Here is a 16,360-nt window from a genome sequence, read left to right as displayed (position 1 = left end):
TCCGAGCATCCCGGGTGACGCAGGGGGTAATCCGGTTACGTCGTATGACGATCGGGACGAGTTCTGATTTCTCTAGGTTGTCTAGCCGCTAGGTAGCCTAGGGTTATCGTCATGGGCATCCTCACCTCTCTCGACGCCGTGCGCGACTCCGACAGGATCGTCGAAGCCATGCGGCGGGCAGACGACCTCGCGTTCGAGGCCAACCGCGAGCCCGGGCTGCGCACGCTGCGGCTGCTGACCGGAGCCGTGCACGGCGACGATCAGGTCGTGGCCATCGCCGGAGTGCACGCCCTCGGGCAGGTCGTCGACGACGACGCGGACCGGGTGCTCACCGGCCTCCTCTCCGAAGAGCAGGGGTTCCTGCGCGAGCACGCCGCCTGGGTGCTCGGCGCGCGCATCCCGCACGTCGACGCCATCGGGCGGCTCATCGGCATGGTGGTGGGCGGCGGCTTCGGCGGCATGATCGCCCAGCGCTCGCTCGAGCAGTGGGCCGTCACCGCCCCCGAGCATGTCGCGGTCGGACTCGAGGGCGCCCTGCTGGGCGTGCACGAACCCGCCGCGCGGTATCGGCTGGTCGAGACCCTCGGGCTGATCCGCGGATCCGGCCCCACCCGCCGACTCCTCGCCGCCGCGGGCGACACGGGCGAGGGCTCGCTCGTGCGCACCGCCGCCGTGGCCGCCCTCGGGCAGCGGCGGGGTGATGATCGCGTGGCCGAGCTGCTCGACGGGCTCGCCCGCGGCGAGGAGCAGCTCTCGGACGTGGCGCAGCTCGCCCTGATCGACCTCTCGGGCGGAGCCATCCGCACCCCTCGCACCGACGGCCCGCTCACCGTGGCCCAGCTGTTCCTGCACGCCGACATCGACGCGCACCTGAGCGCGGCGGGCAGCGGCGACAACGGCGGCGTCGCCACACTCCTCGTGCGACTCGGCGACGCCCTGGTCGAGGGTGGGCGCGGCGGCAACCCCGTCGACGCACACGCCGACGGCTTCTCCGCCTCCGCCGGCATCGGCCGTGTCATCACCCTCTCCCGAGGTTCGGTCCCGGATGCCATCGCGAGCGTCGCCGACATCGCCGGCACCACGAGCGGGCACCACTACGGCCGCATCCCCCTGCTCACCCCCACCGCCAGCTCGGCGACCGCCTGGCCGCAGCGGGTGGCCGCCCGCCGGGGCATCCGCCGCATGCTGCGGGCCGCCGGCGGGGTCGACGTGCTGCACCTGCGCATGGCCGAGGTGGGCAGCCTCGCCGCCTCCGACGTGGCGCGCGAGCTCGACCTGCCGGTGGTGTTCACGGTGGCTCCGGATCCGCACGCCGTCATCCAGTCGATGGACGCGGCCGGTTCACTCACCCGCGAGAGCTTCGGCGCCGTCGACGAGGTGGAGCACTACTGGTTCCGCGCCCGGCTCGTGCAGCGGCTCGCCTCGAACGCGAACCGCACCGTGCTGTTCCCCCGCCCCGAGCTGCGACGCGACATGCGGGAGCTGCTCGGCATCGACATCGACGCGCATCCTGAGCGGCACTCGGTGGTGCCGGAAGGGATCGACCTGCAGGTCGTCGACCGGGCCGTGGCCGAGGCGACCGCCGGTGACGGGCACGGGCACGCGCTCGGGCCCGAGCTAGCCGAGCTGCACGCGCTCGTCGGCACGATCCCGCCCGAGCGCCGGGGCCTGCCCCTGCTCGTGAGCGTGGGCCGCTTCCACCGGGTCAAGGGCATGGCCGCCATCGTGGCCGCCTGGCAGCGCGGTTCGGCTGCGGACCGGGCCAACCTGCTGCTCGTGGGCGGCGACCTCGAGCACCCCTCCGCCGACGAGCGCGAGCAGATCGACGCCATCGACCGCGTGGTGCCGGCTGACGACCGCGCGGCCCGCGGCCTTCTGATGCCGGGACACCGGCCCAACGACACGGTCGCCCGCTGGGTCGCGGCCGCCCGCACCGGGCTGCCGGGGGCCAACGCGGCCAGCGGCGTCTACGTCTGCGGCAGCGTGAAGGAGGAGTTCGGCATCGCCCTGCTCGAGGCGATGGCGACGGGGCTCCTCGTGGTGGCTCCGGATGGCGGCGGGCCGGCGACCTACGTGGAGGACGGCGTGACGGGGTTCCTCACCCGCACCTGGGATCCGTCGGCGCTCACCGAGACGATCGACCGCGCGCTCGATGCGGCCGACGCCGAGGTCGACCCCGTCTCCGAGGGCACTCCCACGACCGGATCCGGCGCGGCCCCCACCCCTCGCGCCTTCACCGCAGCGGGCGCCGCCCGGGCGGCCCGTTCGCGCGCGGTGGTGGAGCGCGACTTCACCATCCAGGCCATGGCCACCGCCCTCCGCGAGGTGTACGGCGAGGTGCGTCGCGAGAGCGTCGATGCCGCCGCGCTCTGGCCGGTGAGTGCCGCGTGACCCTGCTCGTCATCAGCCCCGACTACGCCTCGCACCTGCTCCCGCTCGCCGCCATCGCCACCGCCTGGCAGCGCCGCGGCGAGCGCGTGGTGGTGGCCACGGGTCCGGCCACCGACGACATCGTGCGCCGCTTCGGCTTCGAGCGGGTGCCGCTCGAGCTCGGCCGCGGGTCGAACCCGGGCGTCATCCGGGCCGAGGAGCAGCCCGAGGAGGAGGACGACTCGCTGCGCGGTTTCTTCGACGCCACGCGGCTCGGTCTCGTGCCGACCCTGCACTACCAGGCCGGCGAGCGCCTCACCGACCTCATGTGGCGGCCGGTCGAGAAGGCGGCCGCGACGATCGCGGTGGTCGAGGCCGTGCAGCCGGACACCGTCATCGTCGACCACCTCGCCTTCAGCGCCCGCCTGGGGCTCGAGGCCGCCGGCATCCGCTATGCCGATGTGGTGCTCGGCCACCCGAGCGCGCTGCCCGTGGGCGACGAGCTCTACGGCTACCCCGCCGCCTGGCCGGCCGCGTTCGATCCGGATCCGGATGCCCTCGCCGGGCTCGAGGCCCTCTGCCGGCGGGTGAGCGAGAGCTTCACGGCCGAGTGGAACGCCGCCCTCGCGGCGCTCGCTCCCGAGCTCCCGCCCTCCGCGTCGGCCTTCTCCGAGACCGGCGACCTGCTGCTGTTCAACTACCCGGCCGAGCTCGACGACCCGGCCCGCGCATCGCTCCTGCCTCCGCACACGCACCTCGGCTCCACCCGGCGCGACGACTCGGGCGACGCCGCGGTCGAGGCGTGGATCGCGGAGTCGGCCGATCCCTTCGTCTACGTGAGCTTCGGCAGCTTCCTCTCGGTGCGCGACGACGTGCTCGCGCGAGTGGCCGAGGCGCTCCGGCAGCTCGGGGTGCGGGCGGCCGTGGCCACCGGATCGGGCGACTCCGCGCGGCTCGGCCCCCTCCCGGCCCGCTGGCTCGTGCGCGAGCACCTGCCGCAGGTGACGCTGCTGCGGCACGCGGCCGCCGCCGTCACGCACGGCGGCAACAACAGCGTGACCGAGGCGGTCGACTCGGGGGTGCCGCTGCTCGTGCTCCCGTTCTCGACCGACCAGTTCGCCGGGGCCGCCGCGCTCGAGCGGGCCGGGCTCGGTGAGGCGCTCGATCCGAACGCGGCCACGCCCGCCGAGCTCGCGGAGGCGCTCGGCCGCCTGCTCTCCCCCGACTACCCCGGTCGTGTGGAGCTCGGTGCCATCGCCGCGGGGCTCAGGAGCTTCCCCGGCCCCGAGCGGGCCTACGCAGCCGCCACCTCCCCCGCGTCATCCGCCCTCCGGCATCCGGCATCCGGCGTCGATCTCGATCGTCGTGGCCGCTGCCGCGGAGCCGCCGACGGGGCAAGCTGGAAGCATGCCAGATGACGACGACAAGGCCCGGCTCGGCGAGCGACTGAACGGCCACCACGACCCCAAGGATCCCGACGGCCTCCTGACCCTCGACGACGTGAACCCGCAGCCGACCCCCGGCCGCGAGACCGCGTCGTCGGAGTACCCCGCCATGCCCGGCCGCTTCAAATCGACTCCCCACGATCGGCACAACGACCCCGTGTGACGGGCCGGATGCACCGCGACGGAGGGCGTGAAGATCGGCCCGGGCGGGTCGGCTCCCGCAGCGTGCGGGGGCTCCGGATCGTGCTGTGCCTCGACCTGGCGGGGGTGGTCGCGGCGGGCACGGCGGCGGCCGTGATCCGCTCGCGGGCCGTCCCTGGGTCCTCCACGGCGCTCGACGGCGCCCTCGTCGGCGCGTGTGCGGCGGTCGCCGGTGGCACGTGGCTTCTGGCGGTCGTGGCCGTGGCGCGGGTCGCCGACGGGCGGATCCGCCGCACCCGCGGACCGGTGATGGCCGGGCTCGTGCTCAACGCCGTGGGGAACCTCACCATCGCCGTGTCGGCCGGCCGGCCGGCCGCCGCGGTGGCCGGGCTCGCGTTGGCGGTCGGGGGCACAGCGGCCTCGGTCTCCTACCTCCGCCTGATGCCCGGGACGCCGTCGCCTCGGCCTCGCACTTCCGCCTGACCCCACGCCCCGCACCGGTCTCACCTCGCGCCCCGCCCGTCGCACCCCACCGGCGGGAAGGGCGGGCGGGTGGGGCGGCTAGGCCGACTGGCCCGCCGCGGCCGGCGAGAGGTCGCCGTAGATGCGGGTCGGATCGGAGCCGTGCACGAACCACTCGCCGAGGATGCGCTCCTTGTAGACGCGAGGGTTGTGCGACGCGAGGGTGCGGGCATTCCGCCAGTGCCGGTCGAGCGCCCGATCCTTCGAGACGCCCGAGGAGCCGAGCGCGTCGAACACGATCGTGGTGGCCGTGAGGGCCGCCTCGATGATGGCGACCTGGGCCCGCGTGGTCTCCACCGCGGCGAAGACGTGCGCCTCGTGCTCCGCGTCGCGGTCGCCCGTGGCGTGCGCGGCCGCAACTTGGTCGAGCGTGGCGCTCGAGCGCTGCACGGCCGATTCGGCGGCGTACGCGAGCGCCGACACCCGACCGATCACCTGCAGCAGCTGCGGATCCTCGGCCGGGTCGTCGGCGAGACCGTGGCTGTAGTTGCGCTTGCGGGAGGTCAGCGCGGCGATCCCGTCGCGCTGGGTGGCCTTCGTGATGCCCGCGAGCACCGCCAGCAGCGACGTCTGGTAGAACAGCGCCTGGTAGCTGAAGCGCTCCACGGCCGGGAAGAGGTCGTCGGCGTCGACGTGGGCGTCGCGGTAGGTGGCGCTGCCCGAGGCCGTCGTCTGCTGGCCGAAGCCGCGCCAGTCGTCGACGAGCTCCACGCCCTCCTGCTCGCGCCGCACGAGCGCCGTGAGGAGCCGACCGTCCTCCGTGCGCCCGATCACGTCGAGCCAGTCGGCGTAGAGGCTGCCCGTGGCGTAGAACTTGGCGCCCGAGATGCGCCACGGGCCCGACTCGTCGGCCGCGTCGACCGGGGTGAGGATGGTCTTGAGGTTCGCGAACGAGCCGTTGTTCGCCTCGGTCCAGCCGCCGCCCACGAACTCGCCCGCCAGGATCCGCTCGATCCAGACCTCGTTGGCCGGCGAGAGCGGGGCGTTCAGGCGGTCCTCCACGAAGGCGAGGTGGTTGCGCCAGACGTGCGCCACGTTGGGGTCGGCCTCGCCGAGGTCGGTGAGCAGCTGGAAGGTCTGCCTGAGCGACGCGCCGAAGCCCCCTCGCGAAGCCGGCACGCGCACCCGGCCGAGACCCGCGTCGATGAGCCAGCGCACCTGCTCGAAGGGGAAGCCACGCTGCTGCTCGCGCTCGAGGTTGCCGGCGGCGATGCTGTCGAAGATCGGCTGGAAGCGGGCCGAGAGCTCGGCGTCGGTGGCGGTGGCGGGCACGAGCAGCGGCGCGGCGGACGCACCGGCGGTCGGCGCCGAAGGGTTCGTGGTGATGGTCATCGGTTTCCTCCGGTGAGGGACAGAGATTCGGGCACCAGACCGGCGTCGCGCACGGCGCGCAGGCCGTTGGCCAGATCGGTGATGAGGTCGTCGACCGTCTCGATTCCGACCGACAGGCGGATGAGCCCTGGCGCGATGCCGAGCCGCCCCCTCTTCTCGTCGCTGAACGAGAGGTGCGTGGTCGTGCCGGGATGGATGGCCATCGACCGCACGTCGCCGATGTTCGTCATGCGCGAGAACACCTGCAGCCGGTCGATGAACACGCGCGCACCCTCGAGTCCGCCGGCCACCGTGAAGGCGAAGACCGATCCGGTGCGCCCGCCGTAGAGCCTCTCGGCGAGAGCCTCCGCGGGGTGCCCGGGCAGCCCCGCGAAGTCGACCGACTCCACCTCGGGCTGCTCGGCGAGCCACAGCGCCACGGTGCGCGCGTTGTCGAGGTGCCGTTCCATCCGGAGCGACAGCGTCTCGATGCCCTGCTGCAGCAGGAAGCCGTTGAACGGCGACAGCGCCGGCCCGATGTCGTTCACGACGGTGAGCCGGAGGTAGCTCTCGAAGGCCTGCTCGGTGCCGAGCCGGTCGAGGAAGGAGGGGACGCCGGGCGCCTGCGGATCGGTGAGCAGCGGATAGCGGCGGTCGGTGGCGCGCCAGTCGAAGGTGCCGCCGTCGATGATCACGCCCGAGAGGCCCGCGCCGTGCCCGCCGAGGAACTTCGTGGAGGAGTGCACCACGAAGCTCGCCCCGTGCTCGAGCGGCCGGATGAGATAGGGGGTGGCGACCGTGTTGTCGACCACGAGCGGGACGCCGTGCCGGGCCGCGATGCCCGCGACGAATCCGATGTCGACGATGTCGTTCTTCGGGTTCGGGATGGTCTCGGTGAAGATCGCCTTCGTGTCGGGGTGGATGGCGGCAGCCCACTCGGCCTCGTCGGTCGGGTCCCAGACGTAGTCGACCGTGATGCCGAGCCGCTTGAGCGCCCGGTCGAAGAGGATCTGGGTGCCGCTGTAGATGCTCGCGGTCGAGACGAACCGGTCGCCGGACTCGAGCAGGGCGATGAGCACCGAGCTGATGGCCGCGGTGCCCGAGCCCACGACCACGGCCCCCGTGCCGCCTTCGAGCGAGGCGATCCGCCGCTCGGCGACCTCGTTCGTGGGGTTGAGGTGCCGCGAGTAGAGCTGACCCTCGTCGGTGCCCGCGAAGCGCCCGTGGGTCTGATCGAAGCTCTCGAAACGGAAGGCGTTGGCGAGGTGGATGGGCGTGATCCGCGAGCCGTGGCCGGGCTCGGGGGCCTCACCGGCGTGCACCTGACGGGTGTCGAAACCGAAACCCGCCCAGTCGTAGTGCGGCTCGGCGATCTCGTGCGCGGTGCGCCCCTCGGCGCCCGTCGCGTGCTCGCCGGTCACAGGGCTGCCTGTGCGACGGGTGCGGGGAACGCCGGGCGGGCGCCGACGAGCAGCGGATCGGGGGTCGGCAGTCCCAGCCGATCGCGCAGGGTGCCGGCACGGCCTGGGGACGCCGCAGCGCCGTGGCGATCCGTGCCGAGGTGCGCCACGAGGTGGGCGATCTCGACGAGTGTGGTCGCAGCATCCGGCACCAGGAGCAGGTGCGCGCGGGGGTCGAGGGCGGCGACGCGGCCGGCGAGGGAGTCCCCGGTGGAATGTGCGTGCACGATCACGAACACGGGCACGCCCGCCTCGAGGGCCGCGGGGAGCAGATCCTCCTCGACCACGAGCACCTCGGCCACGCCCCGCGCGGCCTCCACCTCGGCGGGGCTCGCGGCGTGCCGGGCGAGCACGGGAGACCCCTGGGGCGTCGACGGCACGTTCAGCGGGCCCGCCACCTCGAACACGCCATGGTGGTCGATGTGCACGATGCGGTCGGCCTCGGCGTAGATCCGCGACTCGCGGTCGCCCACGATCGTGTCGGCGGGCCAGCTCTGCCAGAGCTCCTGCAGCACCACCGCGGCGTCGCGCGTGGTGGCCGGTTCGAGCGGTGCGCCGTGCGACAGGCGCGCCCCGCCCCAGGCCTCACGGCCGGGGTCGCCACCGGGAGCGAACCGGTCGCGCTCACCGAGCAGCACACCGGCGCGGCCGCCCGACAGGTGGTCGAGCGAGGCGACACGGCGGGCGAGGTTGTAGGGGTGGTCGCGGTGCGGTGCCGCCACCACGAGGAACGGCGTCGTGGACGCATCCGTCGCGAAGGCCGCCGCGGCCACGCTCGAGTCGAAGGTCGCCCCGAGGTCGCCGTGATCCACCTGGCCCACGCCGAGCCGGTCCACACTGAGCCGATCCACGCCGAGCCGGTCCACACCGAGGGCGGTGAAGGCGAGTCCGAGCCCGTCGAGCACGGCGGCGGCGCCCGGATGCTCCGCGAGCGCCACGAGGTGGGCGCCACTCAGGCCCAGGGCCAGAGCCCGAGGCGCAGGCGGCCGGGTGGGTGTGCTCTCGGTCATCGTGATCCCTCTTCTCGACGGTCCGCCTCCACGACGGTCCCGCCAGGCTAGGAAGCGCTCCGCGGGTGCCCCACCATCGCGGTCACGGACCGTCACAATCGCGAGGATCCGGCGGTTCTGTTGAGCAATGTGTCGCGGTCGCGACCGCACCGGATCACCCGCGCGGCGCATCCTCTACCGTCGCTCGAAAGAACCTGGAAGGGGTCACCATGTCAGAGCGCCGCGACGGCCACGTCATCCTCGGAATCAACGTGCTCACGCTCGGCTACCTGCCGGCCGCGTGGCAGACCGACCTGCTCGGCATCCACTCTCCGACCGACGCCGACTACTGGCGCCGCATCGGTGCCCTGGCCGAGCGCGGCACGCTCGACGCCATCTTCCTCGCCGACGGCGCCGCCCTCGGCAACCCCTCCTACGACGCCAACAACTCGCGCTTCGACCCCACCGTCACGTGGTCGCACGTGGCGCGGGCGACGAGCCGGGTGGGCCTCATCGCCACCGCCTCGACCACGTTCAACGATCCGTTCGAGCTCGCCGAGCGTCTGCTGAGCTTCGACACCGTCTCGGGTGGCCGCGCCGCCTGGAACCTCGTGACCTCGCGTGACACCCCCACCGCCAACAACTTCGGGCTCGACGACGTGCTCGCCCGCGGTGACCGCTACCAGCGCGGCTCCGAGTTCGCCGACGTCGTGATCGCCCTGTGGGAGTCGGCCCGCACGGGCACCGCCATCCGGCACCACGGGCGGTTCTTCGACATCGAGGGCCGGCTGCACGTTCCGCCGTCGCCGCAGGGGCGCCCGGTGATCTTCCAGGCCGGCGGATCGCCGGAGGGCCGCGCGCTCGCCGGCCGCGTGGCCGACGGCGTGTTCGCCGCCGAGCTCACGAAGGAGGGCGCGATCGAGCACTACCGCGAGGTCAAGCAGCACGCGCTCGCGGCGGGGCGCTCGGCCGACGCCGTGAAGATCCTGCCCGGACTCCTCCTCACGCTCGGCAGCACCGAGGAGGAGGCTCGCCGCCGGAGCGACGAGCTGCACGACCTCGGTCCGGCCTCTTACTCGGCGCAGTGGCTCTCGCAGTCGATCGGCTACGACGTGTCGGCCCTCGAGCTCGACGAGCCGTTCCCGGCGGAGCTGCTCGAGGCCCCCGTCGACCACGCGACGTTCCGTGGCAGCATCGGCTTCCGGCAGTCGATCTTCGAGCGGATCCGGCAGACCCGGCCCACCGTGCGCGAGTACCTGCGGGAGACGCGCTACACCGGATCCGGTCACGGCGGCTTCGTGGGGACCCCCGAGCAGCTGGTCGACCGCATCGAGGACTGGTTCCATTCCGGCGCCATCGACGGCTTCAACCTTCAGCCGGACCGCCTGATCGACGGCCTCGAGGTGATCGCCGACGAGCTCGTCCCGCTGCTGCGCGCCCGGGGCCTGTTCCGCCACGACTACGAGACCGACACCCTGCGCGGCCACCTCGCGGCCTCCTCCCGCACTCCTGCCCTCGCCGCCTCCCCCGCCTGACCCGCGGCGCGCCCACCCGCGGTAGAGGCCCCCCGCCCCGCCGACTTGACACAAGATGTGCCAAGTCGGCGGTCTTGGGCGCATCTTCTGTCAAGTCGCCGAGGACCTCGCGCGACTCCCCGCCTTCGAGGAGCAGCATGACCGGCACCGTCCGCGAACCCCTGAAGCTCGGCTTCGCCTTCAACCTGGGCCTCGTCGACCGCACCCGCGAGGCCACCGCGCGCCTCTACGACGAGGTGCTCGAGACCATCCTTCACGCCGAGGCCGTGGGCCTGGACGGCGTGTGGGTGGGGCAGCACCACTTCGACATCACTCCCGGCCCCGTCCCCTCACCCCTCGTGCTGCTCGCCGCGGTCGCCCGTGAGACGAACAGCGTGAGCCTCGGCACGGGCATCGTGACCCTTCCGCTGGAAGACCCGATCCGGCTCGCCGAAGACGCCGCGGTGCTCGACGTGCTCGCCCGCGGACGTCTGCACCTCGGCCTCGGCACCGGTGGCGCCAATCTCGGCGGCTTCGGCGCCTTCGGGCACGCGCCCGGGGATCGCCACCGCCTCTACGACGAGAAGATCGTGCGTCTCGAGGCCGCGCTCCGCGGTCAGCCGCTCGACGGGCCCGATGGCCCGCGCCTGCAACCCCTGCTGCCCGGGCTCCCCCAGCGCGTCTGGGAGGGAGTGACCTCCGAGGAGCGCGCGCGCTCGGCGGCCCGCGCCGACCACGGCATCCAGGTCGGGGCGTTCTTCGACCCGGCGGGCTCCGGCCAGCTGCCCAAGGTCGCCGCGTACGTCGATGAGCTGCGGATCGCTCATCCGTCTTCCGCACCGCGTGTCGGCGCCTTCCGGTTCCTCTACATCGGCGACGGCAAGGATGCGGTCGTGCGCGAGATCGCGCCCGACCTCGCGCCACGGCTGCCGGTCATGGCCGAGCGGGCGGCGCAGAGCGGCAACCGTTCCCTGGGCGGCCTCTCGGTGCGGGACTACCTCGACCGCGTGGCACTCTACGGATCGCCGGCCGACGTCGTCGACGCGATCGCCGCCGATCCGGTGCTCTCCGCCCACGGCACGCACCTCGTGGCCAACAGCTCGTTCCACGATACCTTCGACGCCGCGCACGCTCGTCGTCAGATCGACGCCCTCGCCACCGAGGTCGGGCCGGCCCTGGGCTGGCGTCGCTCCCCGCGGGCCGAGTCGGCTGCAACCCCCTGACGGGGCCGCGGAGTCGACGGAGGGACTAGCCGGCGACGGGCTGGGGCTCCGTCGTCTCCGTCAGGCCCTCGAGTTCTCCGTCGACCGCGCCGACGGCGCTGCGCTCGATCGGGAGGATGGCGCCGAGGAGGGCTCGGGTGACCGGGCTGCGGCCGGGGGCGAAGAGCTCGTGCGCGTCGAAGACGTCGACGAGGCGGCCCGCCTCGAGCACGCCGATGCGGTCGCAGACGAACTCGATCACCGCGAGGTTGTGCCCGATGAACAGGTAGCTGAGGTCGAGCTGCTCCCGCAGGTCGAGCAGCAGGTTGAGGATGGCGGCCTGCGTCGACACGTCGAGCGCCGAGGTGGGCTCGTCGAGGATGAGCAGGTCGGGCTCGAGGGCGAGCGCCCGCGCGATGCCGATGCGCTGCCCTTGGCCTCCCGAGAGCTCGTGCGGGAATCGGTCGAACGTGCCGGTCGGCAGCTGCACGAGATCGAGCACCTCCGCGGCCCGCGCCCGCCCGGCCCGCACCGACGGCGCCTTGCCGAAGCGCACGAGCGGCCGCACGATCTGCTCGCCCACGCTCACCCGCGGGTTGAGCGACGACGTCGCATCCTGGAACACGTACTGGAACCGGGGCCGGAGCGCCCGCAGCCCTCGGCCCTTGAGCGCCGACAGCGGCTGCCCGTCGAACGTCACCGTGCCGCTCGTGAGCGGCAGCAGCCCTCCCGCGAGCCGCGCGAACGTCGACTTGCCCGAGCCCGACTCCCCGATCAGCCCGAACACCTCACCGCGCCGGATCTCGAGCGACACGTCGTCGACGGCCAGGAACGACCGCCGGCTCTCGCCCGTGCCGATCCCGCCCACCACGAACTCCTTGCGCGCCCGTTCCACGACCACGAGCGGCTCGCCCGGCCGAGCGGATGCGGCCTCGCCCCGAGGCACACCGGATGCGGCCCCGGCCACAGGCACAGCGGGTGCGGCGCCGCCCACCTGATCAGCCCGATCGGCCGAATCCACCGGCGACCCCGAACCCACCGCCCAATCCGGCGCCCGCACCCCCAGTCGCCGCGGCAGCCCCGCCCGCTCGAGCGCGAAGCGCGTCCCGATCTCCGGCACCGCCTCGATCAGCTCCCGCGTGTACGCATCCTGAGGCGCCGCGAGCACCTGCTCGCGATCTCCCTGCTCCACGAGACGCCCATCCCTCATGACGGCCACCCGGTCGGCCACGTACGACACCACCCCGAAGTCGTGGGTGATGATGAACAGCGAGCTGCCCGTGGTCCGGATGACGTTCCGGAGAAGATCGAGGATCTGCTTCTGGATGACGGCGTCGAGCGCCGTCGTGGGCTCGTCGGCGATCAGCAGCGCCGGCTGCGAGAGGCTCGCGATGGCGATCATCACCCGCTGCCGCATGCCGCCGCTGAGCTCGTGCGGATACGACCCGAGCACCCGCGGCGCATCCTTGATGCCGACGCGCCCGAGCCACTCCACCGCGAGGGCCTCCCGCGACACCCGCGGGAGGTCGGGCTCGTGCAGCCCGATGATCTCCCGCAGCTGGTTGCCCACCTCGAAGGAGGGGTCGAGCGAGGCGAGCGGGTTCTGGAACACCATCCCCACCTGCGAACCGCGGAACCGCCGGAGCTCCCGCGCAGAGAGCCCCACGAGCTCCGACCCGCCGAGCCGGATCGATCCGGAGGCCACCCGCGCGGAGTCGGGCAGCAGCCCCAGCACCGACGCGGCCGTGATGCTCTTGCCCGAGCCCGACTCGCCCACGAGCGCGAACGTCTCCCCCGCCGCGACGGAGAACGAGATGCCGTCGACCACGCGCACGGCGTCGTCGCCCGTGCCGAACTCGACCACCAGATCCGAAACCTGCAGCGTCACGAGCGAGACCTCCTCTTGTGCGGATCGAACACGTCGTTCAATCCGTCTCCCAGCCAGTTGAAGGCGAGTGCGACGACGAGCACGACGAGCCCGGGCAGGAGCGCCACGGTCACGTTGCCCGAGATGATGACCTTCGCGCCCTCCGAGATCATGCGCCCCCAGTCGGCCTCGGGCGGCTGCACGCCGATGCCGAGAGCGCTGATGCTGGAGGAGAACACGATCATGGCGCCCACGAGTCCCGTGGCGTAGACCACGATCTGGCCCGCCACGTTGGGCAGCACCTCGCGGAAGAGGATCGACCAGAAGCCGGCCCCGAGCGACACGGCCGCCTCCACGTACTCACGGCCGCGGTGCCGCTTGACCTCGGCGAACACGACGCGCGTGACGTAGGGGGTGGCCACGAAGACGATCGCGAGCACGACGACCGTGAGTCCCGGCCCCAGGATGATGGCGAAGGCGAGCGCCGCGATGATGACGGGGAACGCGAACATCACGTCGATCGTGCGCATGATGAGCCCCGCCACCCGGTCGCCGGAGAATCCGGCGACGAGCGCGAGCGTGGCGCCCACGAGGGTGGAGGCCGCCACGGCGATGAGCGCGACGACCATCGAGGTGCGCCCGCCCCAGATGAGGCGGGAGAGGATGTCGCGGCCCTGCTCGTCGGTGCCGAAGACGTGCCCGGACGAGCCGAAGGGAAGGTACTTCTGGCCGGCGTCGGCGGCATCCGGAGCATAGGGCGCGATCAGCGGCGCGAACAGCGCGAGGGCGAGGAACGCGGCGATGATGACGAGGGCGAGCACCACCTGGGCGTTCACGCGGGCACGCGAGCGGCGGCGGGCTCCCGAGCGGCGGGGCCCGCCCGCCCGCGAGCCGGCGGGCCCACGCACCGCGGCGAGGGCCTCGCCGGACGGCTTCTGCAGCAGGGCCATGACTACCTCCTCCGGAGCCTGGGATTGAGCGCGTCGACCGCGACATCGGTGACGAGGTTCACCACGAGGTAGCAGAGCGCGATGAGCACCACTCCGCCCTGGATGAGCGGGTAGTCCTTGCCGTTGACGGCGTTCAGCAGCTGGGTGCCGATCCCGGGCCAGTTGAAGACGCTCTCGACGAACAGCACGCCCGTGATGAGGGTGCCGATCTCGAGTCCGATGATGTTGACCACGGGCGGCAGGATGTTGCGCCCCACGTGCTTGCCGAGCAGGCTCAGCCCGCCTGCGCCCTGCGAGGCGAAGGTCTTGTAGTAGTCGGACTGCTTCTCCTGCACGATCCCGATCCGCACGAAGCGGGCGAGCACGAGCATGGAGATGAGCGCGGCCGAGATGCCGGGGAGGATGAGGTGGGCCAGCAGGTCGCCGAACCCCCCGCCGCCCCGCGACTGCATGCCGCTCACCGGCAGCCACTTGAGCTGAAGGGCGAAGATCCAGATCAGGATGAGGCCGAACCAGTAGACCGACAGGTTCGACCCCACCTGCACGAACAGCATCGAGAACCGGTCGGCGAACCGGCGGTGGTGGGCGCCGGCGACCGTGCCGATCGCGATGCCCACCACCGCGCAGATCAGCACGCCCGCCGCCGTCAGCACCAGGGTGTTGAGGAAGTTCGGCCACAGGATGTCGAAGACCGGCGCCTCCTGCACGATCGACCGGCCACCACCGGCCACGAAGAGGTCGCCGATCCACTTCACGTACTGCTGCCAGAGGGGCAGGTTCAACCCGTAGGCGTCCCGGATCCCCTCGATCTGCTCGGGCGAGAACGTTCGTGCATACTGCCCCTGGATGGGGTCGCCCGGGGTGAGCCGTCCGATCAGGAAGGTCAGGACCGAGACGATCAGGAGGACCGGGAGGATGTTGACGAGCCTCCACCCGATGTGCTTGAGCGTTCCCATGCCGATCAGTCCGCCAGCCACACCTTGGACAGGTCGTACCAGTTGGTGGCCGGCCAGACGAAGCCCTCGACGTTCGAGCCGAGCGCGTAGTACCGCGTGAGGTTGACGGTGGGGATGACCACGGCCTCGTTGCGGAGCGTCTCCTCGGCGCTCTTCCAGAGGTCGATCCTGGCATCGGGGTCTGCGGTCGAGGCCGCGGCGTCGATGGCGCCCGTGATCTCGGGGAAGTCGGCGGGGTCGAGGCCCTTGCCTGCGAGACCGGCGAAGCCCTGCGAGAGCCACTCGGCGTAGGTTCCGCCGTACTCGTCGAGGCTCAGGCCGTCGTTCTCCTCGGGGCCGTAGGCGCGGGCGATGTAGCTCGTGCGGTCGAGGCTCACGATCTCCACGTCGACACCGATCTCCTTGTACTGCGACTGCAGCCACTCGGCGGTGTTCTGGTTGGCCACGTCGACCACGATGGTGAACGCGAGGTCGCCCTCGCCGTAGCCGGCCTCCTCGAGCAGGGCGATCGCCTTCTCCGGGTCGTACTCGAAGTCGCGCACCTCGGGGTCGTAGGCCTCGTTGCCCGGCGGCTGGAACGAGTACTGGGGCTCGGCGTAGCCGTTGTAGAGCTCGTCGGCCAGCTTCTGCCTGTCGAGCCCGTGGATGAGCGCCTGACGCACCCGCACGTCCTCGAAGGCCGGATTGGTGAAGTTGTACGAGATGTACAGCAGCGACGATCCGGTGCCCTCTGGCACCTGGAAGCCCTGAGCCTCGAGGGTCTCCACATCCTCCGGCTGCACGTAGCTGATCAGGTCGAGCTCTCCGCTCAGGAGCGAGGCGAGGCGCGTCTGGTTGTTGGGGATGATGCGGAAGGTGATCGTGTCGACATAGGGCTCGTCGCCCCAGTACTCCTCGTTCTTCTCCAGCTCGATCCGGTCGCCGACGGTGCGGGAGACGAACTTGTACGGTCCCGTGCCCTCCGGGTGATCGGCGAAACCGTCGTTGCCGTACTGCTCCCAGACGGCGGGGTTGCCGATCGTGAGGGTCGCCATCGACTGGGCGAGGATGCGCGGGAAGCCCAGGAACGGCTTCGAGAACGCGAACTGGTAGGTGTCGTCGTCGACCACGGTGCCGCTCGTGAGGGTGCCGAACCACTGCTTGAGCTTGGCGGCGCTCGACTCGTCGTAGAACTCGTAGGTCGGGTCGCTGATGCGGCGCACGTTCTTGTCGAGGGCCTCGGCGTTCCAGTCGCTGCCGTCGTGGAATGTCACGCCGTCACGGAGGTCGAAGGTCCAGGTCGTGCCGTCGTCGCTCACCGACCAGTCGGTGGCGAGCGCCGGCTGGATCTCGGTCGGCCCCGTGGTGTCGGTCGTGTCCTCGCGGGTCAGACCCTCGAAGATGTTGTTCGAGACGCGGTAGGTCTCCCAGTAGCCCTGGCGATGCGGGTCGAGCGCGAGCGGCTCGAGGTAGAGCCCCACCACGAGGTCTCCGCCGTACTGCGGCTCACCCGCGGCGGCCTGCGTGTCCTCGGCGCCGGCGGGGTTCGAGCATCCGCTCAGCACCACTGCTGCCGCCACGAGGGCCGCTCCGACCCCCAACCATCTGTTCGTCCTCATGCCGAGAACCGTCCTTCCATCCATCGATCTGCGCA

Annotated in this window: 13 protein-coding genes; 6 read left to right on the top strand and 7 right to left on the bottom strand. The window is 72.1% G+C overall.

The window, feature by feature from the left end; genetic code table 11:
• Window positions 1-111: 111 nt before the first annotated feature.
• Genes N1028_RS07645 through N1028_RS07630 form a run of 4 tightly spaced genes read left to right on the top strand, consistent with a single transcriptional unit; the run spans window position 112 to window position 4,439 of the window.
• Entirely contained in the window at window positions 112-2,391 is a 2,280-nt protein-coding gene (locus tag N1028_RS07645; protein WP_259526344.1) for a glycosyltransferase, read from the top strand.
• Window positions 2,388-3,788 (top strand): glycosyltransferase, encoded by a 1,401-nt coding sequence (locus N1028_RS07640; RefSeq protein WP_259526343.1) that lies wholly within the window; start codon window positions 2,388-2,390, stop codon window positions 3,786-3,788. Before N1028_RS07645 ends, N1028_RS07640 begins: the two co-directional genes overlap by 4 nt.
• Window positions 3,778-3,978 carry a hypothetical protein gene (locus N1028_RS07635; protein ID WP_259526342.1) on the top strand — a complete coding sequence of 67 codons (201 nt, stop codon included), beginning with the start codon at window positions 3,778-3,780 and terminating at the stop codon, window positions 3,976-3,978. Before N1028_RS07640 ends, N1028_RS07635 begins: the two co-directional genes overlap by 11 nt.
• An 8-nt stretch (window positions 3,979-3,986) precedes the next feature.
• Window positions 3,987-4,439, top strand: a complete 453-nt coding sequence (locus N1028_RS07630; protein ID WP_259526341.1) for a hypothetical protein — start codon at window positions 3,987-3,989, stop codon at window positions 4,437-4,439.
• A gap of 78 nt (window positions 4,440-4,517) precedes the next feature.
• Here the strand turns inward: N1028_RS07630 and N1028_RS07625 are convergent, their stop codons facing one another.
• The 3 genes from N1028_RS07625 to N1028_RS07615 are packed head-to-tail and all read right to left on the bottom strand — an operon-like array spanning window position 4,518 to window position 8,259.
• Window positions 4,518-5,810, bottom strand: a complete 1,293-nt coding sequence (locus tag N1028_RS07625) for an acyl-CoA dehydrogenase family protein (RefSeq protein ID WP_259526340.1) — start codon at window positions 5,808-5,810, stop codon at window positions 4,518-4,520.
• Window positions 5,807-7,210: an O-acetylhomoserine aminocarboxypropyltransferase/cysteine synthase family protein gene (locus N1028_RS07620; RefSeq protein ID WP_375163424.1), complete on the bottom strand. Its 1,404-nt coding sequence runs from the start codon at window positions 7,208-7,210 to the stop codon at window positions 5,807-5,809. The genes N1028_RS07625 and N1028_RS07620 overlap by 4 nt, the downstream gene beginning before the upstream one ends.
• On the bottom strand, window positions 7,207-8,259 hold the full coding sequence (locus N1028_RS07615) for an LLM class flavin-dependent oxidoreductase (RefSeq protein WP_259526339.1): 1,053 nt from the start codon (window positions 8,257-8,259) through the stop codon (window positions 7,207-7,209). The genes N1028_RS07620 and N1028_RS07615 overlap by 4 nt, the downstream gene beginning before the upstream one ends.
• A gap of 209 nt (window positions 8,260-8,468) precedes the next feature.
• On the opposite strand from N1028_RS07615, the gene N1028_RS07610 reads away from it, so the two are divergent.
• The gene (locus tag N1028_RS07610; protein WP_259526338.1) at window positions 8,469-9,773 is read left to right on the top strand and encodes an NtaA/DmoA family FMN-dependent monooxygenase; all 1,305 of its coding nucleotides are present in this window, start codon (window positions 8,469-8,471) and stop codon (window positions 9,771-9,773) included.
• A gap of 137 nt (window positions 9,774-9,910) precedes the next feature.
• A complete protein-coding gene (locus tag N1028_RS07605) occupies window positions 9,911-10,975 on the top strand; it encodes an LLM class flavin-dependent oxidoreductase (protein ID WP_259526337.1) in 1,065 nt (354 codons plus the stop codon).
• Window positions 10,976-11,000: 25 nt separating this feature from the next.
• Here the strand turns inward: N1028_RS07605 and N1028_RS07600 are convergent, their stop codons facing one another.
• Genes N1028_RS07600 through N1028_RS07585 form a run of 4 tightly spaced genes read right to left on the bottom strand, consistent with a single transcriptional unit; the run spans window position 11,001 to window position 16,325 of the window.
• On the bottom strand, window positions 11,001-12,842 hold the full coding sequence (locus N1028_RS07600) for an ATP-binding cassette domain-containing protein (RefSeq protein WP_259526336.1): 1,842 nt from the start codon (window positions 12,840-12,842) through the stop codon (window positions 11,001-11,003).
• Complete coding sequence (locus N1028_RS07595; protein ID WP_259526335.1) at window positions 12,839-13,771, bottom strand: ABC transporter permease; 933 nt, start codon at window positions 13,769-13,771, stop codon at window positions 12,839-12,841. The genes N1028_RS07600 and N1028_RS07595 overlap by 4 nt, the downstream gene beginning before the upstream one ends.
• 2 nt (window positions 13,772-13,773) lie before the next feature.
• A complete protein-coding gene (locus N1028_RS07590; RefSeq protein WP_259526334.1) occupies window positions 13,774-14,727 on the bottom strand; it encodes an ABC transporter permease in 954 nt (317 codons plus the stop codon).
• 5 nt (window positions 14,728-14,732) lie between these two features.
• Window positions 14,733-16,325 (bottom strand): ABC transporter substrate-binding protein, encoded by a 1,593-nt coding sequence (locus N1028_RS07585; RefSeq protein WP_259526333.1) that lies wholly within the window; start codon window positions 16,323-16,325, stop codon window positions 14,733-14,735.
• Window positions 16,326-16,360: the final 35 nt, after the last annotated feature.

The sequence above is a fragment of the Herbiconiux oxytropis genome, from assembly GCF_024979315.1.
Classification (GTDB): Bacteria; Actinomycetota; Actinomycetes; order Actinomycetales; family Microbacteriaceae; genus Herbiconiux; species Herbiconiux oxytropis.
Note: the sequence above shows the minus strand (reverse complement) of the source record. Positions and strands in the feature narration are given on the sequence as shown.

Bases quoted from the DNA above. Each gene is read 5' to 3' on its own strand.
- N1028_RS07625 (WP_259526340.1), bottom strand. From the start codon at position 5,810: ATGACCATCACCACGAACCCTTCGGCGCCGACCGCCGGTGCGTCCGCC.
- N1028_RS07585 (WP_259526333.1), bottom strand. From the start codon at position 16,325: ATGAGGACGAACAGATGGTTGGGGGTCGGAGCGGCCCTCGTGGCGGCA.
- N1028_RS07615 (WP_259526339.1), bottom strand. From the start codon at position 8,259: ATGACCGAGAGCACACCCACCCGGCCGCCTGCGCCTCGGGCTCTGGCC.
- N1028_RS07630 (WP_259526341.1), top strand. From the start codon at position 3,987: ATGCACCGCGACGGAGGGCGTGAAGATCGGCCCGGGCGGGTCGGCTCC.
- N1028_RS07645 (WP_259526344.1), top strand. From the start codon at position 112: ATGGGCATCCTCACCTCTCTCGACGCCGTGCGCGACTCCGACAGGATC.
- N1028_RS07610 (WP_259526338.1), top strand. From the start codon at position 8,469: ATGTCAGAGCGCCGCGACGGCCACGTCATCCTCGGAATCAACGTGCTC.
- N1028_RS07595 (WP_259526335.1), bottom strand. From the start codon at position 13,771: ATGGCCCTGCTGCAGAAGCCGTCCGGCGAGGCCCTCGCCGCGGTGCGT.
- N1028_RS07635 (WP_259526342.1), top strand. From the start codon at position 3,778: ATGCCAGATGACGACGACAAGGCCCGGCTCGGCGAGCGACTGAACGGC.
- N1028_RS07590 (WP_259526334.1), bottom strand. From the start codon at position 14,727: ATGGGAACGCTCAAGCACATCGGGTGGAGGCTCGTCAACATCCTCCCG.
- N1028_RS07605 (WP_259526337.1), top strand. From the start codon at position 9,911: ATGACCGGCACCGTCCGCGAACCCCTGAAGCTCGGCTTCGCCTTCAAC.